We start from the raw sequence: 21,773 nt of genomic DNA on the forward strand, positions 1-21,773 counted from the left end.
CTCACGCTGCGTCGCGATAGCTCCGTGTGCCAGGCGCCGCCCTGCCCAATTCGAACTGGGTGACCAATTCGCGCAGGCGTTCGGCCTCGCTCGCCAACGTCACGCTGGCCGCCGTGGTTTCCTCCACCATTGCGGCATTCTGCTGGGTCACCTGGTCGAGTTGGTGCATGGCCGCATTGACTTCCGACAGGTTGGTCGACTGCTCGCGCGCCGCGCCTGCCAGTGCTTCCATGAACCGGTTGATATCGACGATGAAGCGGCCGATGTCGCCAAGGGCTGCGCCGGTCTGGCTGACCAGTTCGACACCGGTGCTGACCTTGGCGGATGCCCGCCCGATCAGATCCTTGATCTCCTTGGCCGCCTGGGCCGAGCGTTGCGCGAGTTCGCGCACCTCCTGGGCGACGACGGCAAAACCCTTGCCGGCCTCGCCGGCCCGGGCCGCCTCGACGCCGGCATTCAGCGCCAGGAGGTTGGTCTGGAAGGCAATCTGGTCGATGACGGCGATGATATTGTTGATCTGCTTCGACGATTCCTCGATCTGCCCCATGGCCTCGACCGTCTGCGCCACCACCTTGCCCGATGCCATGGCGCTGCGATTGGCGCTGTCGGCGACGCCGCGGGCCTCGTCGGCGATCTTGGAGGCTTCCGTCACTTTGGCAGTCACGGCGCTCAACGCCGCAGCGGTCTGTTCGAGCGTCGCCGCCTGCCGCTCGGTGCGGCCGGAGAGTTCGTTGGAGCCGTTGCTGATCTCACGGGTGCCGGAGTTGATGATCGATACGCTTTCGGAGACGGAAAGCAGCGTGCCGCCGAGCTGCTCGACGGAGGCGTTGAAATCATGCCGGAGCGGTTCGAATTCCGCCGCGAACCGGTCTGCGAGCTTGAAAGCGAGGTCACCCTCGGCGAGCCGCTTCAGCCCGGCCGCCAGGCCCGACGTGGCGACCGTTAGCCGCTCGGCCGCGCTCGCCTCGGCCTGCTCTTGATCCGCCAGCCGGTTTGCTTCCGCCAGCCGCCGGTTCTGCTCCGCCTCGTTTTCGAGCCGGGTGCGGGCGATGGCGTTCTGACGGAAGACTTCCACCGAACCGGCCATCAGGCCGATCTCGTCGCGGCGCCCCGCATAGGGGATCGCCTTGTCGGTCTCGCCGCCTGCGAGTTCCTGCATGGATTGGGTGATGCGCTGGATCGGGCGCGACACATGCCGGGCAATGGCGATCAGGATGCCGAGGCCGAGGATCGCGGCAAGGCCCGCCAAGGCCAATTCGATTTCGATCTTCGTCTCCAGCGCGCTGCCGGCTTCAGCCACACTCTCGGTCGCGATCTTATCGACGATAGCGTTGACGGCGGCAATCCCGCTCAGGATCGCCTGCTGCGAGCGCGCCAGCTTTTCGGCCGTCGGCACCTCGTCCGCCTGCTCCAGGCCAAGGCTGATCCTGACATCCTTTTCCCAGACCTCATGCGCCTCGCCGAGCGATCGCACGCCTTCGGTCAGCGAAGCTGCCAGGTCGACGCGGCCAAGCTCATCGAGCGATTGCGAGAGCGCGCCGTCGGTCGCGTCGAATTCCGCCTTGACCTCGGTCGCCGGCACGAAATTCGTCATCGACAGCACCCGGTCGACAACTGATGTGGCCTGTCTGAACTGCTGTTCGATATGCGCGGAGGCCAGCTTGGCGTTCACCGCCTCCTGCACCACCGCGGCGACCCGGGTCTGGCCGGTGATTGCCTGGTAGCCGATCAGGAATGCGCTGCCGAAGCCGACGACGATCGTGGCCACCATCGGCACGAGAATCTGCATGCGTATGGAGAGTTTCATTGCCTGCACCTCAGTTCGGCAGCGTCGGCAAGGGGATGTCTTGCTTTTCCGCGGTCAAAGTTCCCAGAAAGGCGACCAGATCCTTGCTCTCCTCTTCCGTCAGCAGGAAGGGCGACATCGCCGGATCGAGCGACGGACGGCTGACGCCGCCACTTTCGTAATGGACGATCACCTCGTCCATGCTCTTCAAGCTGCCATCGTGCATATAAGGACCACGGTAGAGCGTGTTGCGCAGGCCGGGCGTCTTGAAAGCGTATTTATTGCCAGGGCTGCTCGCGTCGATTTTGTAGCGGCCGATATCCTCACTCGGCAGGCCGATGTCATGGAACTTGTTGTCGGTAAAATTCCAGCCCGAATGGCAGGCGGAACAGCCGGCCGTGCCGGTGAACAGCTCGAAGCCGCGCTTGGCGCTGTCGGAGACCGCTTTCTCGTCGCCATCCACCCAGCGGTCGAAGGGCGACCAGTTGGAAACCACCGTCCGCTCATAGGTGGCGATGGCCGTCAGCAGCGTCTCCTTGCTGATGCCCTTATCGGGAAAGACCTCGCCGAACCACTTCTTGTAGTCGGGTATATCCTGCATTTCGCTCACGGCGTCGTCGAGCTTGCCGTTCATTTCGGCGGCTGCGGTGATTGGGCCCGCCGCCTGCTGCTCCAGGTTCGGCGCACGGCCGTCCCAGAAGAAGGGCGACACCCAGGCAACGTTCAAAACCGTTGGCGCCTGGCGCCCGAGCGCGGTATTGGCCGCGCCGATCGGCGTCTTCACAGGCGTCTCGAAGCCGAAGGACGGATTATGACAGCTGGCGCAGGTCATGTTCTTGTTCCCGGAAAGCCGGGGGTCGAAGAACAGCATCTTGCCGAGCGTCGCCAATTGCGGAGAATAGGCCGTCACCCCCTGGAAAGGAACTGTCAGCGGCCGTTTATAGGCGGAAAGATCGGCGGCCGCGCCGGGCTCTGCTGCGGCCAATGCGAAGAGGGAAGCTGCAATCAGAAAACGCATGGCATTAGCAAATCCGAACCGGGTTGTGGTTGGTGCTAAAATTAGCGCAATTGCATTAATGCTGTGTAAAGCAAAACATACCTGAGGAGAACACGAAGGTTTTGACGAATCGACACGGCGATCGTCTATAAGCCGCAGATCATCACCTCATTTGAACAAGCGGCGCTCTATTCTTCGATCCAGCACTACACGGATCTAGCTGACGGCGTTCCCTTTGCCGAGCAGGGCTGCGCGGATCTGTTCGCTTTTGCTCAAGAGGGGAGGGGGAACCGGTGCGGGCTGCTCGGGCGCTTCGGCTTTGCTGGTGCTCTGCTTGAGGCTCAGGAAGCGCTTTTGCGCGACGAGCCGGTCTTCGGGCGACAGCGGTTCGACGGGTTCGCCGGCAAGGTCATGGCGCATGGCATCGGGTTGGGCGCTGGCGAAATAGTAGCGTCGGCAGTGGACGTAGGCGGCGGTGGCCCGCCGCAGCGCCGTGACGCCGGCGTCAGGTTTCAGAAGCGGACGGAGTTCATTGAAAAGACCGACGGCAAAAGGACGGATCGGATCTCCCGCTTTGGCCGGAAGCACGGCGACCGGCCGGATCAACAGCATGTTGATCGCGGTTGCCTTCTCCACGTCGAGTTCGGTTGCCGCAATCGGTCCGCGGCTGATCTTCCAGGGTTTGTCCATGCGTCCTCCATGTAACGTCCATAGCGACCGACTGTGATGGTATCTTGACGGATAGGGCGAGCCATGGAAGTCGCACATCGCCGGTCCGCCTGCAAGCGGCTCGGAAGCGGTGCGGGAACCCCATGGTCAAATGCCGTTTTCCCGGGCTGATATCGCTCGGTGTTCGGCATGCCGTTCCATCTAATCGTTTTTATCGCAGAATATGCATTGACCTCCAGCATCGATTACAGTCCTTATCCGCGCCCAAGATGGAGTGACCGGCAGCAGGGAGGATATATGCGGGTTTTCTCGAGCATTGATGAGCTGCGCCACACGCTCGATGCGCTGAAGCGGCAGGGGCGCACGGTCGGCCTCGTTCCGACGATGGGCTATCTTCATGCCGGTCATATGGAACTCGTCTCGCGCGCCCGCGCCGAGAACGACATCGTCGTCGTTTCGATTTTCGTCAATCCGCTGCAGTTCGGCCCGGCCGAAGACCTGAGCAAATATCCGCGCGATCTGGAACGCGACGCAGCCATGCTGAAGCAGGCCGGGGTCAATTTCCTTTTTTCGCCCGGCGTCGAGGATATGTATCCCCGGCCCATGCTGACCGTGGTCGACGTTCCCGATCTCGGGCATGAACTCGAAGGGGCGGTCCGGCCCGGGCACTTTGCCGGCGTCGCCACGGTCGTCAACAAGCTTTTCAACATCGTGCAGCCGCAGACCGCCTATTTCGGAGAGAAGGACTACCAGCAGGTCGTCATCATCAAACGCATGGTCGATGATCTGGCTGTGCCGGTGCGGGTGATATCGGTGCCGACCGTCAGGGACGGCGACGGCCTCGCATTGTCGTCGCGCAATGTCTATCTCAGTGCTGAGGAGCGACGTGCCGCGGCGATCGTCCCGCAGACCCTCGACGAGGCGGAGCGCCTGGTTGCCGACGGCCTGACGGATGCCAAGGAATTGGAAGCCAAGCTCACCGAATTCCTCGGTCGCGAACCTTTGGCAAAGCCCGAAGTCGTCGCCGTCAGAGACGCTTCGACGCTTGAGCCGGTCAGCTCGATCGAAGAGCCCGTCGTCGTGGCGCTTTTCGTCCGGTTCGGCTCGACGCGGCTCCTCGACAACCGGGTGGTCCGCAACAACCGGATTGCCGGGGTTATCGGCGGGAAGGGCCAGCCGGGAAAGGGAGTGACGAAATGAGCGCGACCGGATCTCAAATGCGCCTGACGCCGACGCGCATCTGCGCTATGAAGGGTGGCAAGCCGATCGTCTGCCTGACCGCCTATACGACGCCGATGGCGCGCCTCCTCGATGAGCATTGCGACCTGCTGCTGGTCGGAGACTCGCTCGGCATGGTGCTCTACGGCATGGAGACCACCATCGGCGTCACGCTCGACATGATGATCGCCCATGGCAAGGCTGTGATGCGCGGTGTTAGCAAGGCTTGCGTCGTCGTCGACATGCCGTTCGGCAGTTATCAGGAATCGAAAGAGGTTGCCTTCCGCAATGCCGTCCGCATCCTGCAGGAAACCGGCTGCGATGCCGTCAAGCTGGAGGGCGGCGAGGAGATGGCCGAGACCATCGCTTTTCTGACGAAGCGAGGCGTCCCGGTCATGGGACATATCGGCCTGATGCCGCAGCAGGTTCATACCGCCGGAGGCTATCGTTCCGTCGGCCATTCGGAGCATGAGACGTCGAAGATCCGGCGCGACGCGCACGCCATCGGCGGCTCGGGCGCCTTTGCGGCCGTCATCGAAGGCACGGTGGAGCCGCTTGCCCGGGAGGTGACTTCAGCCATGCACATACCGACCATCGGTATCGGCGCCTCTTCCGCCTGCGACGGCCAGGTTCTGGTGTCCGACGACATTCTGGGGCTCTTCAACGATTTCACGCCGCGTTTCGTCAAGCGTTACGACGAACTCGGCAAGAGGATCGCGGCTGCGGCTGCGGCCTATGCCGACGAAGTCCGGTCGCGAAAATTTCCGGCAGCCGAGCATACGTTCAAACGGCGCCCGTAAGGCGAGGGGCTGAGCCCGGCTGCATGCAGCCGGCGCGTCGATCGATACGCGCCACAGAGCGGGTTCGATGTTCGTTTGAGAGCCCGGCCGAGTGACGCCGTCCGCTCGAAGCCTTCCCGGCGAAGGCAATGAAGCGCGTCGATCCGCGCCAAGATATCCAGAATTAGAGCGGTCTATACGATTCGCGCCAGAAAATTTCCCCTATCGTTCCCACACGGCCTGGCATTTCCTGGTCGTTAACGGTGCCGCCGTAGCCCTGCCTCGGGAGGACATGAGAAAACTAAAGATATTTTGAGCCGATCGATATGACACGCCGTTTCTTTTCCCTTTCCCGCCTGACCGACAATCGCGACGGAGCCGTCGCAATCATCTTCATTTTGGTCGCGGTGCCTCTGCTTCTCGCAGTCGGCGCCTCCATCGATTTCATCAGAGCTTACAACGATCGAATAGATTTGCAGTCGGCCGCAGATTCCGCGGTGCTCGCGGCTGCATCGAAATATAAGCATGGGATGCCGGAGGCGAACATCTCGAGCACGGTCAGCGCCTTCCTGTCGGCGAATGGGGCGCCCAAGACAGCCATCGCCGGCAAACCGGAAGTGTCGAGCGATGAAGCGGAACTATGCCTCGACGTCGCGGACGCCGTCCCCACTACCTTCATGCAAGTGGCCAATATCCAGTCCGTTCCGATCAGTATCAGGTCCTGCGCAGCCTTGCCGGGGGTGAAGCAATTGGAGATCGCGCTGGTTCTCGACGTGTCGAGTTCGATGATCGAGGAGAACCGTTTCGCACCGATGCAAACCGCGGTCAGCGGCTTTCTGCATGCCTTCTCGTCCAACGCCGCGCTCGTCGACAAAACCAAAATCTCGATCGTGCCTTTTTCCAGCCGCGTCAACATCGGCATGGGGAATACGGCCTGGCTTCAATCGTATAATGGAGCAGCTGCGGTTCCCAAACGCTGGACCGATCCGAAATCCGTCTACACTTCCTCCAGCTATAAGCTCGGTTATTGGATCGACGGCGTTACGCCGGTTATGTCCACGTCCACAAATTACTACTGGATGGGTTGCATCGAGCCCCGCGCCGATGTCGAGGTCAGGGATGCCGGCGCAATCGGCACCTATGGTGTCAGCGATGCGCCGCCGACCACATCCGCCTTCGTCGCGATGGACGCCAATCCCAAATCGGGAACGAGCTTCTGTCCGCCGCCGATCACGCCGCTGACCGGCGACTTCACCTATCTGAAAAACGTCGTGACCCAGCTGACATCCGAAGGCTCCACCCGCCTGGACGCCGGCGTGGTCGCGGGATGGTACACCTTGTCGCCGAAATGGAAGGGCGTGTGGGGCGACAAGTCCTCGCCGGCGGTCGCATCCGATTCCGTGCAGAAAGTCATGGTGTTCATGACCGACGGCGAGATGAACACGAAATATGACCCAAGCGGCAAGTTCGATTGGATCTGCTCTCAATCGCCATCGTCAGCGTGCAACAAGGTGGCCACCTCCGCGATGCAGGCCGCATGCTCAGCGATGAAGAAGAGCGGCATCGAAATCTATACGCTGTCTTATAGCAGCGATGCCGATGTGGTGAACATTCGCAACTGCGCCACCAATACCGCACATTTTTTCACCGCATCGCCGGCCACCATCAAGACCGTCTACGAGACGATCGCCGCTGCCATTCGCGGGGATACGTTGCGGCTGACACAGTAGTCGCCGAGGGCGCCCATTGCGACCCCAAACCCCTCCCCAACCCCTCGCCACAAGGGGGAGGGGCTAGAATGCTGCACCGGTTTTACCTCGATCACACCATTCGTGGCGCTGATTTCGGAGTGAGGCAGTGCCGCAAGTTAAGCCCCTCCCCCTTGTGGGGAGGGGTTTGGGGCGGGGTCTTGGGCACCACTGAACAACCATGGCCCGTTCACCCCCCGGCATGCTGCTCGCGCATCGCCTCCGCCGAGCGGCGAACCGCCTCGGAGACCTGCAGGAGCTGTTTGGCCATGGGGGTGGAATTGCGCCAGACCATGCCGATCGTTCGCGACGGCTGCGGAGACTGGAAGCGGGAGATCGAAACCTGCGCCGAGCGTGTTTCGATCGGAACGGCCATTTCCGGGATCAAGGTAATGCCGATTCCGGCGCTGACCATCTGGACCAGGGTGGAGAGCGAGCTGCCTTCCATGACTTCGCGCGGGCGGGCCGGCCCGATCTTGCAGAACGACAGCGCCTGATCGCGGAAGCAGTGGCCTTCTTCCAACAGCAGCAGCCGCATTTCGCGTAGCGCTTCGCGTTCGGGCACCGGCTTGCCTTCGTCTTCGGGCCGCCGCACCAGCACGAACTCCTCCTTGAAGAGTTCGAACTCGGTCAGCGACGGTTCCGACACCGGCAGCGCGACGATCGCCGTATCCAGCTGGCCTTGCGCCAACTCCTGAACCAGCTTTGCCGTCTGCGTCTCGCGCACTTCGATCTGAATGCCGGCGAAAGTTTTGTTCAGATCGTTTATGATGACCGGCAGCAGATAGGGGGCGATCGTCGGGATGATGCCGATGCGCAGCCGCGTCAGGAAGGAATCGCGTGAGGCGCGCGCCAGTTCCCCCAGCTCGTCCACGGCGCGCAGGATCTCGCGGACCCTCAGAGCGAAGGTCTGGCCGAAGGCCGTCAGTTTCACCTCGCGCGCGCTGCGCTCGAAAAGCTCGCTGCCCAACTCCTGCTCAAGTTCTTTGATCTGCATGGAGAGGGCCGGCTGGGAAATGGCGCAGGCCTCGGCTGCGCGCCGGAAGCGCCCATCCCTTGCAAGGGCTTCGAAATAACGCAGCTGTTTCAGGGTCAGGTTCTTCATAAGTTCAACTTATCGCAGCAATCAGTAAATCCAACTTAAAATTATCATATGCTTCCGATATGAAGACAGCAAGGCAGAGCGGGATGCCCACTCGGCTCGACTTTTGAACGGCAGACAGATCAAGCAATGAAGGAGACAATCATGGACAATCCCACTGACAGCACAGGCAAATGTCCTGTTGCACATCACAAGGCTCCCGCCGGCCGGTCGAACCGCGACTGGTGGCCGAACCAGCTGAACGTGCAGATGCTTCACCACAACTCCGGCCGCGCCGACCCGCTCGGCCAGGCCTTCGACTATGCCGAGGAATTCAAGAAGCTCGATCTCGAGGCGCTGAAGCAGGATCTTACCGCGCTGATGACAGATTCGCAGGACTGGTGGCCGGCCGACTTCGGCCATTACGGCGGCCTCTTCATCCGCATGGCCTGGCACAGCGCCGGCACCTACCGCATCACCGACGGCCGCGGCGGCGCCGGTCAGGGCCAGCAGCGTTTTGCGCCGCTGAACAGCTGGCCTGACAATGCCAACCTCGACAAGGCCCGCCGCCTGCTCTGGCCGATCAAGCAGAAATACGGCAACCGCATTTCCTGGGCCGACCTGCTGATCCTCACCGGCAACGTCGCGCTCGAATCCATGGGCTTCAAGACCTTCGGCTTCGCCGGCGGCCGTGCCGACGTCTGGGAGCCGGAAGAGCTCTACTGGGGTCCTGAAGGCACCTGGCTCGGCGACGAGCGCTACAGCGGCGAACGCCAGCTGGCCGAACCGCTCGGCGCCGTGCAGATGGGTCTCATCTACGTCAACCCGGAAGGCCCGGGCGGCAATTCCGATCCGCTCGCTTCGGCGCGCGACATCCGCGAAACCTTCGCCCGCATGGCGATGAACGACGAAGAGACCGTCGCGCTGATCGCCGGCGGCCACACCTTCGGCAAGACGCATGGCGCGGGCGACCCGTCGCTGATCGGCGCCGAGCCGGAAGGCGGCGCGATCGAGGATCAGGGCCTCGGCTGGAAGAGCTCGTTCGGCACCGGTGTCGGCAAGGATGCGATCACCGCCGGCCTCGAAGTCACCTGGTCGCAGACGCCGACCAAGTGGAGCAACTACTTCTTCGAAAACCTCTTCGCCTTCGAATGGGAGCTGACGACGAGCCCGGCCGGCGCGAAGCAGTGGCAGGCCAAGAACGCCGAAGCCTCCATTCCGGATGCTTACGATGCCGGCAAGAAGCATCTGCCGACCATGCTGACCAGCGACCTGGCACTGCGTTTCGATCCGGTCTACGAGAAGATCTCGCGCCGCTTCCTCGAAAATCCGGCCGAGTTCGCCGATGCTTTCGCCCGCGCCTGGTTCAAGCTGACCCACCGCGACATGGGCCCGAAGGTGCGCTACCTCGGTCCTGAGGTGCCTGCCGAAGACCTGATCTGGCAGGACGTAATCCCGGCCGTCGACCATCCGCTCGTCGACGACAAGGACATTGCCGAGCTGAAGGCCAAGGTTCTCGCCACCGGCCTCAGCGTGCAGGAACTGATCTCCACCGCCTGGGCGTCCGCCTCGACCTTCCGCGGCTCCGACAAGCGCGGCGGCGCCAACGGCGCGCGCATCCGCCTTGCCCCGCAGAAGGACTGGGAAGCCAACCAGCCGGCCCAGCTCGCCAAGGTGCTTGGCGTTCTCGAAAGCCTCCGGAAAGACTTCAACGCCGCCCAGACCGGGGGCAAGAAGATCTCGCTGGCCGACCTGATCGTGCTTGCCGGTGCAGCCGGCGTCGAAAAGGCGGCGGCCGCCGGCGGCAATACCGTCAGCGTGCCGTTCACGCCTGGCCGCACCGACGCCTCCGAGGCACAGACCGACGCGCATTCCTTCGCGGCGCTCGAGCCGCGGATCGACGGTTTCCGCAACTATGTGAACGGCAAGCGCCTGCAGTTCATGAAGCCTGAGGAAGCACTCGTCGACCGCGCTCAGTTGCTGACGCTGACCGGCCCCGAAATGACCGTTCTCGTCGGCGGCCTGCGCGTGCTGAAGGCCGGCCAGCCGGAACACGGCGTCTTCACCGCGCGTCCGGAAACGCTGACGAACGACTTCTTCGTCAACCTGCTCGACATGGGCACCCAGTGGGTTCCGGCCGCCGGCAAGGACGGCGTCTATGAAGGCCGCGACCGCAAGACCGGTGCCGCCAAGTGGACCGGCACCCGCGTCGATCTGATCTTCGGCTCGCACTCGCAGCTGCGCGCCTTCGCCGAAGTCTACGGCCAGGCCGACGCCAAAGAGAAGTTCGTCAAGGACTTCGTCGCCGCCTGGACCAAGGTCATGAATGCAGACCGCTTCGATCTCGTCTGATCGGCAAGCATTTCACCCGGGCGCAGCTTCGGCTGCGCCCGGGCTTTTTCGCCTCAATTGAAATACCGTGCGTTTCCAACGCATTCCTTCTCCTCCCGCGATGCGGCGTGTTTCACAAGAAAGAGAAGGCGTGCCGTGGCCGCCCCCCTCTGCCCTGCCGGGCATCTCCACAACGGGAGAGATCGGATGGGGGCTGGATCATCGCTCCCTCTCTACCGTCTCGGAGTCTGCGGTAGTTGTTTGAGGAAACCATCGCGCCCAGCCAATCTCCCCTGTGGGGGAGATGCCCGGCAGGGCAGAGGGGGCGGCCACGGCACGCCTTCTCTTCCGTCCGTCAACAGCGGAAAACCCCGTGTGGGGTGAACACGGGGTCTTCCTGCCGGACCAACAGGTCGATGAAACCTTACTTCTCCGGCATCATCGAAGAGTGGTGCGAGGTGATCAGCCAGTTCCCGTCCTTGAACTCGTAGGTGTAGGTATAGCGGGCCGGGACCTTGGAGCCGTCCTTCAGCGTGAAGGTGTAGGTGCCGGTATCGACGGCCCAGTTGCAGCCGAGCTTGATGTCACGGCTGTCGATGTGGCCCTTGGGCTCCTTTTCCAGGAAGTGCGTGAAATAATCGATCCGCTCTTCCTGGGTGAGGCGCGGCTTGTTCGCGAGCGTCGCCAGCAGCACCGAGTCTTCGCTGTAGTTCTTGGCGACTTTCTGAGGGCTCAGCGTTGCGAGCGAGGCGTTCCAGCGGTCGAAGAGCTTGGCGACCTGCTCTTCGCTCACCGGCGCGCAAGTCGCCGTTTCGGCCGCTGCAGCCGACTGGACCTGAACGAAACCGAGGACGAGGGCGGCAGCAATGATGGTACGCATATTTGGCTTCCTATCTGGCGGTTCCGGCGGATATCGCTTCGGTCGACCGCATGACCAATATCTAAGAGCCCGCCACTGCTGCTCCCATCTGCCGGGTGGCTCCGATCCGATCTGCCGAACGGCATAGATGACATTCGCACTGGAATGACTATCGTGCCCGCGTCATTCATTTCAGGAGCAGTCCCCTTGGGCCTGGAGCATAACATAGATACGGCGCGTTCGCCTGATGTCGCGGAGATGAGAGCGCTTTACAGGGCGGCGGAGGCACGGGCGGCGCGGCTGCGTTTCATCATCGAAGTGCGAAACCTGCTCGATGCGCAAACATTCGAAACGGCCGCCCCGGAGGTTCTGTCCCGGCTTGCCGATTTCGCCGGGGCCTCGCTTGCCAGGCTCGTCTTCCCGTCCTTGCGGGCAGAGGCGCCCATGCAGCTGACCGTCGGGCAATCGAGGAGCCCGGAAAGCGATGGCATCCTGTTTGCCTCGCAGGATGGTTCCGATCTCCATCTGACACTCATCGGCCCGTCGAGAGGACGGCCCGTCGATGCCGACGACCGGCAAACCTTGGAGGTGGTGGCGGGCCAGCTCGCCGACGCCTGCAATCTCGAACGGCAGGCGGCGGAAAAGCAGGCGCTGCTCGGCGATCTCGAACGGCAGCGCAGCGAGCTTGCGGCCCTCGTCGCGCAGTTGATCCAGGCACAGGAGCAGGAGCGGCAGCGGGTGGCGCTCGATCTGCACGACGGCTCGGCGCAGCTTGCCGCCGGCCTCAGCTACCGCCTGCAGGACCTCGCCGCCCGCATCGGCCAAGCGCATGCGTTGAAGCCGGAGATCGACCAGCTCGCAGCCCTCGCGCGCCGCTCCGTCGCCGATCTTCGCGCCGCCATCGCCGATCTTCGCCCACCCGAACTCGACGATCTCGGCGTCGCGGCCGCACTGCGCACCCGCCTCGATGCGATCGAAGGCATGGAGGTGATCGCCGATCTCGACGCCGACGCCGACCGCTGGCCGGCATCGACCGGGATCATCTTCTACCGCGTCGCGCAGGAAGCGATCACCAATGTGATCAAGCATGCAAAGGCGCGCCGGCTCATCGTGCGCCTCTTCGAGGACAGCGCGGGTGACGCCCATCTCGAAGTGATCGATGATGGAAAGGGCATCGGACCCACCCAGCCCCAAATTCAGGAGCGGGGTGCGCGACTCGGCATCGTCGGCATGCGCGAGCGGCTGGCGCTGCTCGGCGGCCGCATCGAGATCGGCGCTGGAACTTCGGGCGGCACTTATGTTCGCGCCTTCGCACCCCTTCAGCAGGAGACGATATCGGAATGACAGCCTCCATTCTCGTTGCCGACGATCATGACATCGCCCGCGCCGGGCTGATCGCCATGATCGGCGGCCAGGACGATTTCCATGTCGCCCTTGATGTGCGCGACGGCGTGGAAGCCGTGGACGCTTGTGCTGCCCGCAAGCCGGACCTGGCACTGCTCGACATCCGCATGCCGCGCATGGACGGCCTCGCCGCCACCCGCGAGATCCGCCGCGTGTCGCCGGGGACGCGGGTGATGATCATCACCATGCATGACAGTCTCGATTATCTGGAAGCGGCGATCGAGGCCGGGGCCACCGGCTATCTGCTGAAAGACGCCAGTCGCGACGACATTCTGCGCACGATCCGCCGCGTGCTGGCAGGCGACGCCTTCTTCGACGGCCCGCTGGTCGCAAGGCTCTTGAAGCGCGCCGCGACCAAGCCGCAGACCAACAATAGCGGCCTGGAAACACTGACGGTGCGCGAGCGCGAGGTGCTGACGAAAGTGGCCGGGGGCCTGACCAACAAGGAGATCGGCCGGGCGCTGAAGATTTCGCCCGGTACCGTCAAAATCCATGTCGAACGCATCATCGGCAAGCTCGGCGCCGGCGACCGGACGCAGGCCGCCGTCATGGCCGTGCGCGGCGGGCTCGTCGCAACCGCCGGAGAAGAGCAGTGATGACCCGGACAATGACGGCAACAGCGGGCCGGCGGGCGCTGCGCTTCGCCGACCTTCCGCTGCGGGCGAAAGGCATCGTCATCATCATGGTGCCGCTGGCGCTGCTCTTGGCGGCTCTCGCCTCGGTCTTCGTCGCCGACCGGCAAAGCCGGATCGCCGAGGATCAGGTGCGGGTGACGCTGGAGATACAGTCGGGCATTCAGGAGCTTCACGCCCTGATCGCCGAAGCCGCGACGGCGATGCGGGGATACCTCCTGACCGGCAGGCCCGATTTTCTCGACCCCTTCAACCGGGCCGAGGACAGGCTGCCCGTGGTGCTCGACGAAGTCGGCCGCCGGCTGCGGGATGAAGAGCAGAAGGCCCGCCTCGACCGCATCCGCGCCCTGGTCGACGCCAAAGTCGACCGTCTCCAGCTGTTGAAACAGGCCGACATCCTGCGCACCGGCGGCCGCGAGGATCTTGCCGCCAAGCTCATCGAGGGCAAACAGGTGCTCGATGTGCTGAGGCAGGAGATCGACGCGATGAACCGGCGGGAGGCCGATCTCCTTCACGCCAGGACAGAGACCGCCGACCAGGTCCGCACCCTGTCGCGCAGCCTGATGATATCAGCCGGCTTCCTCGGTTTTGCCGGTGCGCTCGCCGCCGTCTTCCTGTTTTCGGCAAGCATCGTGCGCCGCGTGCACGCATTGAAGGCCCAGGCGCATCTCCTGTCGCAAGGCGAGGTCGTCACGGTGGCCGATCCCTTCCGCGATGAACTCGGCAGCCTCGAGCAGGCGCTGGAAGATGCGAGCATCCTTCTGAAAAGGCGCGAGGCCGATCTGACCGAGAGCGAGGAACGATTCCGGCAACTGGTCGAGGGCGTCAGCGATTACGGCATCTTCGGGCTCGATCCCCATGGGCAGGTGGTGAGCTGGAATGCGGGCGCCGAGCGGATCACCGGCTACGGCACCGAGGAGATCGTCGGCCAGCATTTTTCCCGCTTTTATCCCGAAGACAGCAGGGACAGCTTTCCCGCGGAAGAGCTTTCCAAGGCAGCCGGCAATGGGCGCACGGAAGCGGAAGGCTGGCGCCTGCGCAAGGACGGATCGCGGTTCTGGTCGCATGTCGTCGTTACCGCGCTCCATGACGAGACGGGCCGCCTGCGCGGCTTTTCCAAGATCACCCGCGACATTACCGAGCGCAAGAAATTCGAGGAGGCCCTGCTTGCCGCCCGCGAGGATGCGATCCGCGCCAGCAACGCCAAAAGCGAATTCCTGTCGCGCATGAGCCACGAACTGCGCACGCCGCTGAACGCCGTTCTCGGTTTCGCCCAGCTTCTGGAAATGGATCTGACCGATGCCGATTCCAGGGAGAGCGTCGCGCAGATCCTGAGAGCCGGCCGGCATCTGCTCAGCCTGATCGACGAGGTTCTCGATATGGCCAGAATCGAGGCCGGCCGCATGGATCTCGCTGTCGAGCCGCAGCCCGTCGCCGAAGTGATCGATGAAGCGGTATCGCTGGCAAGGCCGCTCTGCGGCAAGCAGCAGATCCGGATCCAAGTCACCGCGCCGGCCGAACCGGATCTGCTCGTGCTCGCCGACCGGCGGCGGCTGCTGCAGGTGTTCCTGAACCTCCTCTCCAATGCGGTGAAATACAATCGTCATCAGGGAAGCGTTACCGTCAGCCCCCGCGCAATCGGGGATCGCATTCGGATCGAAGTCAGCGATACCGGTCCCGGCATCCCCGCCGACCGCGTCATCAGGCTGTTCACGCCGTTCGACCGGCTGGGGGCCGAGCGGATCAACCAGGAGGGGACGGGCCTCGGGCTTGCGCTGTCGAAACATCTGATAGAGGCCATGGGCGGGACGCTCGGCTTCAGCAACGACCAAGGCGGCGCCACCTTCCATATCGATCTGCCGCGCGCACCGGTGGCGATGCGGGACGCCGCGGCACAAGATGTCGCGGTGCCGTAAGGCGCCGGCAGTTTGTTGAAATGCTCTCCTCCGTCATGCTCGGCCTTGTGCCGAGCGTCTGACCACGGTAATTGCTTGACGGGAAAGCATTTATTTTTAGAAACTTAATTGGGCCGGCGTAGAGCCTCGGCACAAAGCCGAGGATGACGTCGCGGGTTTTGGTCCATGGCAGATTCCACCGATATTGTGCGAGCCTCAACGATCCTGATCGTCGACGACGAGCCCGCCAATGTGTCGCTGCTGGAGCGCATCCTCAAGCGCGAAGGCTTCAAAGCGCTGATCAGCACCACCGAGCCGCGCGAAGCCTTGCGGCTTTTCCGCGAGCATCCGGTCGATCTCGTTCTTCTCGACCTGATGATGCCCGATCTCAACGGCTTCGCGCTGCTGGAGACCTTCGCAAGGCTCATTCCCGAAAACAGCTACCTGCCGATCCTGGTCCTGACCGCCGATGCGACCCTGCCGACGCGCAGGCGGGCGCTCTCCCTCGGCGCGAAGGATTTCCTGACGAAGCCCTTCGACGCGATCGAGGCCGTCCTGCGGATCTTCAACCTGCTCGAAACCCGGATCCTGACGCTGGAGCTTGCCAAATACGGGCTGGCGACGCCGAAATCGGAACGTCCGCGAATCGATTGATCGCGGCCCCCGCCGAAATTGGAGCCGGCTGGAAGCCGGCCCAGAATTCCGATCAGAACATGGTGTTCTTGTTGGCGGCGTCTTTCGGAACCGCCTGGATCACATCCCAGTGTTCGACGATCTTGCCGTCCTTGACGCGGAAAATATCGACGATCGCCTGGCCGCGGTCCTCGGTGCCGTTCGTCGCATGCACATGCAGCCAGACGAGATCGCCGTCTGCCGAACTGCGGACGATTTCGGCCTTCGACTGGGCATTGTCCTTGAAGAAGCCGGTGAAGAAGGAGACGAAGGGCTTCTTGCCATCGGGCACCTCCGGATTGTGCTGCCGATATTCGTCCGCGACGACCGAGGCGGCGGCGATATCGTGTTTGTTGAAGAACCGGTCGTAGAATTCCACCACCAGCTTGCGATTGGCTTCCTCGACCTTCACATCCCGCGCGGCGGCAAAAGCGCCGGAAGGCATGGCCATGCCCGCCACAATGGCGAGTGCGAAAAGCGATTTCCCGAATGTCATGCATCAAGCTCCTTGGTATGGATCCACGATCTAGTCTAAGAAACAGACTATGAAACTGGTCTAGGACACCCCGATATGCCCGACAAGAAGGCAGTTTTGGGTGCCAAGGTCAGCGGGCGATGACCCAAAGAGGAGGACGCGGTGCCTGAAGAAACCGGTCGGCCGGGAGCCGGATGCCCGATCAGAGGCGTGCTCGATCGCATCGGCGATCAATGGAGCCTGCTGACGCTCGAGGCGCTGGAAACCGACAAGAAGCGCTTCAACGAGCTGCTGCGCGAGATCGGCGACATCTCGAAACAAATGCTCTCCAAGACACTGCGGCACTTGGAGCAGGACGGCTATATCAGCCGCACCGTCTATCCCGAGGTTCCGCCGCGGGTGGAATATGAGCTGACGGAGCTGGGGCGATCCTTCCTCATCCCGATGAAAGCCCTGGTCGGATGGGCCGATCAGAACCACCCGGCGATCATCCGATCGCGGCAGCGACACGAAACTTTGTAGAGTTTGAACCGAGGCAGGTGCAAGAAGCAGCGCTGGCGCGTGTCCTTCGAGGCTCCGGCCTACGGCCTCCACGCCTCAGGATGAGGGAGGTTGCGGATTCCGCGCCGATAATGACGGGCGGATGAGGATGCGCCAACGCCCACGAGAGCCTCATCCTGAGGTGCCCTGCAGGGGCCTCGAAGAACGAGGTAGGCGCTGGTTTTGTCAGGCCAGCAGCACCTTGCCGCCCGCGCGGAAGGGAAGGGCGGAGCGCAGCGCCTGGCCGATCCTCTCCAGGGGAAAGACCTCGCGCACCTCGGTCGCGATGACCTTCTGGGCGATCTGTGCCGCCACTTCGCAATAGGCGCGCTGGACATCCCCCATGGCTTCGGAATGAACCCATTCGCGCAGGTGGAAATAGGAAAAGACGATGTCGGGATGGGAGGCCCAGAAGGAAGGCTGGATGCTTTGGCCCGAGAGCAGACCGTAATGCACGAAATGCCCGCCGGGTTTGAGCGCAGCGGCGAGGTGGCCGGCGTGCGCGCCGCCGACGCAGTCGAGCACCGCGTCCAGCCCATGGCGGCCGGCGAGCCCCGCCGCCAGATCGCCGTCCGCCCTGTCGACGATGACGGCCTCGAGCCGCCCGCGCAGGCGCGCGACCGATTCCTCGCTGCGGACGATCGCCACCGGCTCGACGCCGACGGCATTGGCCAGACCGATCAGGATCGATCCGATCGAAGAGGCGGCGGCATTGACGGCGATGCGCATGCCCGGCTTCAGCCCGATTTTCTTGTGCAGCATCAGCCAGGCCGTCATCGGATTGACGTAGCTCGTCGCCGCCTCGAAGTCGGACAGCGCGTCCGGAACACGAAGACACCAGCTGGGATCGGTATCCTTGAATTCCTGCCATCCGCCGGCGCTGCGCACCGGCAGCACGCGGCTGCCAGGCGTAAGCCAGTGGACCTCTTCGCCGCAGGCTTCGACCACGCCGAAGCCTTCGAAGCCGGGGATGAAGGGCAGGGTCGTGCGGCCGGCATAGGCGCCTGATATGGTGATGATATCGGAGGGATTGATCGATCGCGCGAGCAGGCGCACGCGCACCTGGTCGCGCCGCAGCGCCGGCAGTTCGGCCCGCTCGATCCCGACGACCTCCGGGGCCGGCCCGAATTTTCGCACGATCGCCTGATATTGCATTGCATCCCCCAGACAACAGCGGTTAGAACAGCGCACCAATTTTCGGTGATCGCATGAGTGTTGACGACAGGCCTTTAGCATCCTTCCGGGTCTCGATGCGAGACATCGACGTCTATGGCCATGTCCACAATTCGGTTTATCTCGATTATTGCGAGGATGCGGTCGTCGAGTTCCTGCGGCACCGGGAAATTCTGAGCCACTTCCGCCACACTTTCTCGGGTGTTGCCTATCACGTGAAGAAGGCGGAGATCACCTTTCACAGCCCGATCGACATCGACGACATCGTCGAAGCCAAGGTGAGCGTCGAGAAAATCGGGCGCACGAGCCTCTCCTTCGCGATCGAGCTCCAGCGCCAGCGCGACGGCGCCCATTGCGCCTCGGCGGGGCTCGTCTGGGTCTGCGTCGGCCTCTCCGACAGCCGCCCGACGCCGATCCCCGAGACCACCAGAGCCGCTTTGGGCTGACGGCCGATCTTCAAACCAGCGAGTGTCCATGCCGATCCATGCGCAGCTTCTTCGACATGCCGCGGAAAGGCCTGACAAGCCGGCCCTGGTGATCGACGGCCGCTCCTTGCGCTACGGCGAGCTCCATTCGCGCGCCAAAGCGATTTGCCGCTATCTCCGGGAATTGCCGCGCTCGAGCCGCCGCACGCTCGATCTGCCCGGCGTCGAAAAACTTGTCGCCCTCAGCCTCGGCAACCATATCGGCTTCGCCGAATATTTTATCGCCGTCACCGCCTTGCCCAACGCCTGCGCGGTGATCGACCCGATGATGCCGCCGGAGAGAATCGGGCGCATCGTCGAACGGCTGGCGCCTGATGTGCTCATTGTCGACGACGATGCCGGACCCAGCGCCGAAATTGCTCGCAGACTCGGCATATCGGTCGTCGTGGCCGGCGCCGAGCCCTTCGATCTCGCCGCGGCGGAAAGCGACCTGCCTGATGAGGCAGAAGGGATTTTCCTGATCGGCTTTACCTCAGGCACCACCGCCGAGCCGAAAGCCTATTATCGCTCTCGCGAGCAGTGGCGCCGGAGCCTCGATCGCGGACACACCGTCTTCGAACTCGCGGATGCGCCGTCCACCCTATGCCCCGGCGCCCTGGCGCATGGGCTGGCGCTTTACGCCTTGGTCGAAGCCCTGGATGCCGGCGGCACCTTCCATTCGGTCAGGAAATGGGATCCCGCCGCCGTCGCGCGCATTCTCTCCGCCGAACAGATAGAACGGCTGGTCGCCGTGCCGACCCATATTGCCGGCATTGCCAGGGCCTGGACAGGCGAACCGGCCCTGACCTCCCTGCGCGACGTCCTGACCGCCGGCGCCAAGCTCGACGTCAGCGGGGTTGAAGCCATGCGCCGCCTTTTCCCGAGGGCGCGCATCCGCGAATATTACGGCGCATCCGAAATTGGTTTCATGACCGTCTCCACCCTTGTCGGCGGCGCGGTCGATTTTCCGATCGACCGGGTGGGGCAGGCCTATCCCGGCGTCGAGATCTCCATTCGCGATCCAGAGGAAAACGACGTCGGGACCGACGTACCGGGCACCATCTTCGTCAGGAGCGACCTCATCGCCGACGGCTATCTCTGGGGCGACGACGGCCAGGCGTTCCGGGTCACACCGGCTGGCGCCACCGTCGGTGATCTCGGCGAAATCGACGCCAACGGCATGCTGCGGGTGATCGGCCGGGCAGGCGGCATGATGATTTCAGGCGGCAACAACGTCTATCCCGCCGAAGTTGAGAGCGCGCTGAAAACCTGCCCTGGCGTCGAGGAAGCCGTCGTCTTCGGCCTGCCGGATGACTATTACGGCCAGAGGATCGTCGCCGTCGTTTCCGGTGAGGCGATCGATGCGAAAATGCTGGCCGAGGATTGCGCAAGCAAGCTTGCCAGGTTCAAGATCCCCAGGCAATTCTACCATATCGCCTCCTGGCCGATGACGAGCAGCGGCAAGATTTCCAGAGGCCAGGTGGAGGCAGCGGTGATTTCGGGAGACGGTCTTGTCCTACGCCTATCAGCCTGACGAGGATTGGCAGCCGGTCGTGGTTGCCGCCTACCGCACGCCGATCGGCCGGGCCTTCGGCTCGCTTGCGACGGTCGCCGCCGAAGACCTGCTCGTGCCGATCATCCGCCGGATCGTCGCCGAGACAGGCGTTGCGCCCGAAGCCATAGACGATGTGCTGGTCGGCAATGCCGCCGGCGGCGGCGGCAATATCGGCCGGCTGGCGGCCCTCGCCGCCGGCCTGCCCGTCGCCGTTCCCGGTGTGGCCATCGACCGGCAATGCGGCTCGGGCCTGGAAGCGATCATCATGGCTGCCCGGCTGATCCAGGCGAAGGCAGGCTCCTGCTTCCTCGCCGGCGGCGTCGAGAGCGTCAGCACCGCGCCGTGGCGTGTTGAACGGCCGAAAGCCAATGGGGCGCTGCCGCGTTTCTATGGGCGCGCCCGGTTTTCCCCCGAAACGGTCGGCGATCCCGATATGGGCATTGCCGCCGAAAACGTCGCCCGGCAATTTTCCATCACGCGCCGGAGGCAGGACGAATTCGCGCTCCGCAGCCACCGGCTCGCCGTCGCCGCCGCCGAGGCGGGCCTCTTTCGGCCCGAGATCGTCGACATCTCCACCGGCCACGGACTGGTTGAACGGGACGAATGCCCGCGCCCCACGACATCGATCGAAGCACTGGCAAATCTCCGGCCGGTCTTCCTCCGCGACGGGTCAGTGACCGCAGGCAATGCCTGCCCGCTGAATGACGGCGCCTGTCTGGTGCTGGTCATCAGCCGCGGCATGGCAAAGAGCCTCGGCATCGACAAGGGCCTCGCCTTCATCGACAGCGCTGCCGCCGGCGTCGATCCCAACCTGCTCGGCATCGGCCCGGTCGCCTCGACCAGGAAGCTGCTGCACCGTCAGCCCGGGCTTTTGCTCTCCGGCATCGATGCCATCGAATTCAACGAGGCTTTCGCCGCCCAGGTTCTGGCATCGCTGGATCAGCTCGATATCTCCACCGACGCGGTCAACAGGGAGGGCGGCGCCATTGCCCTGGGCCATCCCTTCGGCGCATCCGGCGCAATCCTGGTTACAAGACTGTACAGTCAGCTGGTCCGCGCCGGTGTTCCCGGCGCCACCGGCCTCGCCATGATCGGCATCGGCGGCGGCATCGGACTGACGGCGCTGTTCGAGGCTGTCGCGCTTTCCTGATGAGACGAAGTCCGGCTCCGACTTCGGACAAATTCGGCCTATTCCACTTTCGCCGTGGTCAGGCGAGGAGATCGGCGAGACCGGCCCCTCATCTGCCTGCCGGCACCTTCTCCCCGCACGCGGGGCGAAGGGGGCATGCCGCAAGCTCTCCCTTCCTCTCCAGCGTCTCGCAGGGCACGTCCCCTCTCCCCGTTTTACGGGGAGAGGGTTAGGGTGAGGGGCCGTCGCCGCGCGAACCGGACAACCTCGCCGCGAAAAGCCCCCCAGCTTGCGCGACCATGACTACCCCAGCCCTCACGCTCGCCCCCGGTGGTAGGTCCAGCCGATCCCTGTTGCCGTCAAATT

At 63.6% G+C, this 21,773-nt stretch carries 19 protein-coding genes; 12 read left to right on the forward strand and 7 right to left on the reverse strand.

Going from position 1 to position 21,773, the window contains the following annotated elements; genetic code table 11:
* Position 1: 1 nt before the first annotated feature.
* From AMK05_RS30010 to AMK05_RS30020, 3 genes are all read right to left on the reverse strand, one after another.
* A complete protein-coding gene (locus AMK05_RS30010) occupies positions 2-1,807 on the reverse strand; it encodes a methyl-accepting chemotaxis protein (protein ID WP_064843855.1) in 1,806 nt (601 codons plus the stop codon).
* A gap of 10 nt (positions 1,808-1,817) precedes the next feature.
* On the reverse strand, positions 1,818-2,804 hold the full coding sequence (locus AMK05_RS30015) for a cytochrome-c peroxidase (protein ID WP_064843856.1): 987 nt from the start codon (positions 2,802-2,804) through the stop codon (positions 1,818-1,820).
* A 195-nt stretch (positions 2,805-2,999) separates the two neighbouring features.
* Entirely contained in the window at positions 3,000-3,473 is a 474-nt protein-coding gene (locus AMK05_RS30020) for a ProQ/FINO family protein (RefSeq protein ID WP_064843857.1), read from the reverse strand.
* A 276-nt stretch (positions 3,474-3,749) separates the two neighbouring features.
* Here AMK05_RS30020 and panC point away from each other — a divergent pair, with 276 nt between their 5' ends.
* The 3 genes from panC (at position 3,750) to AMK05_RS30035 (ending at position 7,179) form a co-directional block, all read left to right on the forward strand.
* Complete coding sequence (panC, locus tag AMK05_RS30025; RefSeq protein WP_064843858.1) at positions 3,750-4,652, forward strand: pantoate--beta-alanine ligase; 903 nt, start codon at positions 3,750-3,752, stop codon at positions 4,650-4,652.
* A complete protein-coding gene (gene panB, locus AMK05_RS30030) occupies positions 4,649-5,470 on the forward strand; it encodes a 3-methyl-2-oxobutanoate hydroxymethyltransferase (RefSeq protein ID WP_064843859.1) in 822 nt (273 codons plus the stop codon). The genes panC and panB overlap by 4 nt, the downstream gene beginning before the upstream one ends.
* A gap of 305 nt (positions 5,471-5,775) precedes the next feature.
* Complete coding sequence (locus tag AMK05_RS30035; RefSeq protein WP_094447699.1) at positions 5,776-7,179, forward strand: pilus assembly protein TadG-related protein; 1,404 nt, start codon at positions 5,776-5,778, stop codon at positions 7,177-7,179.
* 208 nt (positions 7,180-7,387) lie between these two features.
* On the opposite strand, the gene AMK05_RS30040 is transcribed toward AMK05_RS30035, so the two are convergent.
* Positions 7,388-8,302: a hydrogen peroxide-inducible genes activator gene (locus tag AMK05_RS30040; RefSeq protein ID WP_064843861.1), complete on the reverse strand. Its 915-nt coding sequence runs from the start codon at positions 8,300-8,302 to the stop codon at positions 7,388-7,390.
* A 141-nt stretch (positions 8,303-8,443) separates the two neighbouring features.
* Between AMK05_RS30040 and katG the strand changes: the two genes are divergently transcribed.
* Positions 8,444-10,630, forward strand: coding sequence for a catalase/peroxidase HPI (gene katG / locus AMK05_RS30045; RefSeq protein WP_064843862.1), 2,187 nt, complete (start codon positions 8,444-8,446; stop codon positions 10,628-10,630).
* Positions 10,631-11,033: 403 nt separating this feature from the next.
* On the opposite strand, the gene AMK05_RS30050 is transcribed toward katG, so the two are convergent.
* Positions 11,034-11,489, reverse strand: coding sequence for an SgcJ/EcaC family oxidoreductase (locus AMK05_RS30050; RefSeq protein ID WP_064843863.1), 456 nt, complete (start codon positions 11,487-11,489; stop codon positions 11,034-11,036).
* A 186-nt stretch (positions 11,490-11,675) separates the two neighbouring features.
* Here AMK05_RS30050 and AMK05_RS30055 point away from each other — a divergent pair, with 186 nt between their 5' ends.
* From AMK05_RS30055 to AMK05_RS30070, 4 genes are all read left to right on the forward strand, one after another.
* Positions 11,676-12,812 (forward strand): sensor histidine kinase, encoded by a 1,137-nt coding sequence (locus AMK05_RS30055; protein WP_237352284.1) that lies wholly within the window; start codon positions 11,676-11,678, stop codon positions 12,810-12,812.
* Positions 12,809-13,468 (forward strand): response regulator, encoded by a 660-nt coding sequence (locus AMK05_RS30060; RefSeq protein ID WP_064843865.1) that lies wholly within the window; start codon positions 12,809-12,811, stop codon positions 13,466-13,468. Before AMK05_RS30055 ends, AMK05_RS30060 begins: the two co-directional genes overlap by 4 nt.
* Positions 13,468-15,420, forward strand: a complete 1,953-nt coding sequence (locus AMK05_RS30065; protein ID WP_064843866.1) for a sensor histidine kinase — start codon at positions 13,468-13,470, stop codon at positions 15,418-15,420. Before AMK05_RS30060 ends, AMK05_RS30065 begins: the two co-directional genes overlap by 1 nt.
* A 165-nt stretch (positions 15,421-15,585) precedes the next feature.
* On the forward strand, positions 15,586-16,053 hold the full coding sequence (locus AMK05_RS30070; protein WP_064843867.1) for a response regulator: 468 nt from the start codon (positions 15,586-15,588) through the stop codon (positions 16,051-16,053).
* A gap of 52 nt (positions 16,054-16,105) precedes the next feature.
* On the opposite strand, the gene AMK05_RS30075 is transcribed toward AMK05_RS30070, so the two are convergent.
* Positions 16,106-16,567: a nuclear transport factor 2 family protein gene (locus AMK05_RS30075; protein WP_064843868.1), complete on the reverse strand. Its 462-nt coding sequence runs from the start codon at positions 16,565-16,567 to the stop codon at positions 16,106-16,108.
* A 141-nt stretch (positions 16,568-16,708) separates the two neighbouring features.
* On the opposite strand from AMK05_RS30075, the gene AMK05_RS30080 reads away from it, so the two are divergent.
* Positions 16,709-17,068, forward strand: a complete 360-nt coding sequence (locus AMK05_RS30080) for a winged helix-turn-helix transcriptional regulator (protein WP_064843869.1) — start codon at positions 16,709-16,711, stop codon at positions 17,066-17,068.
* Between the two features lie 204 nt (positions 17,069-17,272).
* On the opposite strand, the gene AMK05_RS30085 is transcribed toward AMK05_RS30080, so the two are convergent.
* Entirely contained in the window at positions 17,273-18,241 is a 969-nt protein-coding gene (locus AMK05_RS30085; protein WP_064843870.1) for a zinc-dependent alcohol dehydrogenase family protein, read from the reverse strand.
* 53 nt (positions 18,242-18,294) lie between these two features.
* On the opposite strand from AMK05_RS30085, the gene AMK05_RS30090 reads away from it, so the two are divergent.
* The 3 genes from AMK05_RS30090 to AMK05_RS30100 are packed head-to-tail and all read left to right on the forward strand — an operon-like array spanning position 18,295 to position 21,428.
* Positions 18,295-18,705, forward strand: coding sequence for an acyl-CoA thioesterase (locus AMK05_RS30090; RefSeq protein WP_064843871.1), 411 nt, complete (start codon positions 18,295-18,297; stop codon positions 18,703-18,705).
* A 28-nt stretch (positions 18,706-18,733) separates the two neighbouring features.
* Complete coding sequence (locus tag AMK05_RS30095; protein ID WP_064843872.1) at positions 18,734-20,257, forward strand: class I adenylate-forming enzyme family protein; 1,524 nt, start codon at positions 18,734-18,736, stop codon at positions 20,255-20,257.
* Positions 20,235-21,428, forward strand: a complete 1,194-nt coding sequence (locus tag AMK05_RS30100; protein ID WP_064843873.1) for a thiolase family protein — start codon at positions 20,235-20,237, stop codon at positions 21,426-21,428. The genes AMK05_RS30095 and AMK05_RS30100 overlap by 23 nt, the downstream gene beginning before the upstream one ends.
* Positions 21,429-21,773 lie beyond the last annotated feature (345 nt).

The organism is Rhizobium sp. N324 (genome assembly GCF_001664485.1).
GTDB lineage: Bacteria > Pseudomonadota > Alphaproteobacteria > Rhizobiales > Rhizobiaceae > Rhizobium.

Bases quoted from the DNA above. Each gene is read 5' to 3' on its own strand.
- AMK05_RS30010 (WP_064843855.1), bottom strand. From the start codon at position 1,807: ATGAAACTCTCCATACGCATGCAGATTCTCGTGCCGATGGTGGCCACG.
- AMK05_RS30015 (WP_064843856.1), bottom strand. From the start codon at position 2,804: ATGCGTTTTCTGATTGCAGCTTCCCTCTTCGCATTGGCCGCAGCAGAG.
- AMK05_RS30020 (WP_064843857.1), bottom strand. From the start codon at position 3,473: ATGGACAAACCCTGGAAGATCAGCCGCGGACCGATTGCGGCAACCGAA.
- panC (WP_064843858.1), top strand. From the start codon at position 3,750: ATGCGGGTTTTCTCGAGCATTGATGAGCTGCGCCACACGCTCGATGCG.
- panB (WP_064843859.1), top strand. From the start codon at position 4,649: ATGAGCGCGACCGGATCTCAAATGCGCCTGACGCCGACGCGCATCTGC.
- AMK05_RS30035 (WP_094447699.1), top strand. From the start codon at position 5,776: ATGACACGCCGTTTCTTTTCCCTTTCCCGCCTGACCGACAATCGCGAC.
- AMK05_RS30040 (WP_064843861.1), bottom strand. From the start codon at position 8,302: ATGAAGAACCTGACCCTGAAACAGCTGCGTTATTTCGAAGCCCTTGCA.
- katG (WP_064843862.1), top strand. From the start codon at position 8,444: ATGGACAATCCCACTGACAGCACAGGCAAATGTCCTGTTGCACATCAC.
- AMK05_RS30050 (WP_064843863.1), bottom strand. From the start codon at position 11,489: ATGCGTACCATCATTGCTGCCGCCCTCGTCCTCGGTTTCGTTCAGGTC.
- AMK05_RS30060 (WP_064843865.1), top strand. From the start codon at position 12,809: ATGACAGCCTCCATTCTCGTTGCCGACGATCATGACATCGCCCGCGCC.
- AMK05_RS30065 (WP_064843866.1), top strand. From the start codon at position 13,468: ATGACCCGGACAATGACGGCAACAGCGGGCCGGCGGGCGCTGCGCTTC.
- AMK05_RS30070 (WP_064843867.1), top strand. From the start codon at position 15,586: ATGGCAGATTCCACCGATATTGTGCGAGCCTCAACGATCCTGATCGTC.
- AMK05_RS30075 (WP_064843868.1), bottom strand. From the start codon at position 16,567: ATGACATTCGGGAAATCGCTTTTCGCACTCGCCATTGTGGCGGGCATG.
- AMK05_RS30085 (WP_064843870.1), bottom strand. From the start codon at position 18,241: ATGCAATATCAGGCGATCGTGCGAAAATTCGGGCCGGCCCCGGAGGTC.
- AMK05_RS30090 (WP_064843871.1), top strand. From the start codon at position 18,295: ATGAGTGTTGACGACAGGCCTTTAGCATCCTTCCGGGTCTCGATGCGA.
- AMK05_RS30095 (WP_064843872.1), top strand. From the start codon at position 18,734: ATGCCGATCCATGCGCAGCTTCTTCGACATGCCGCGGAAAGGCCTGAC.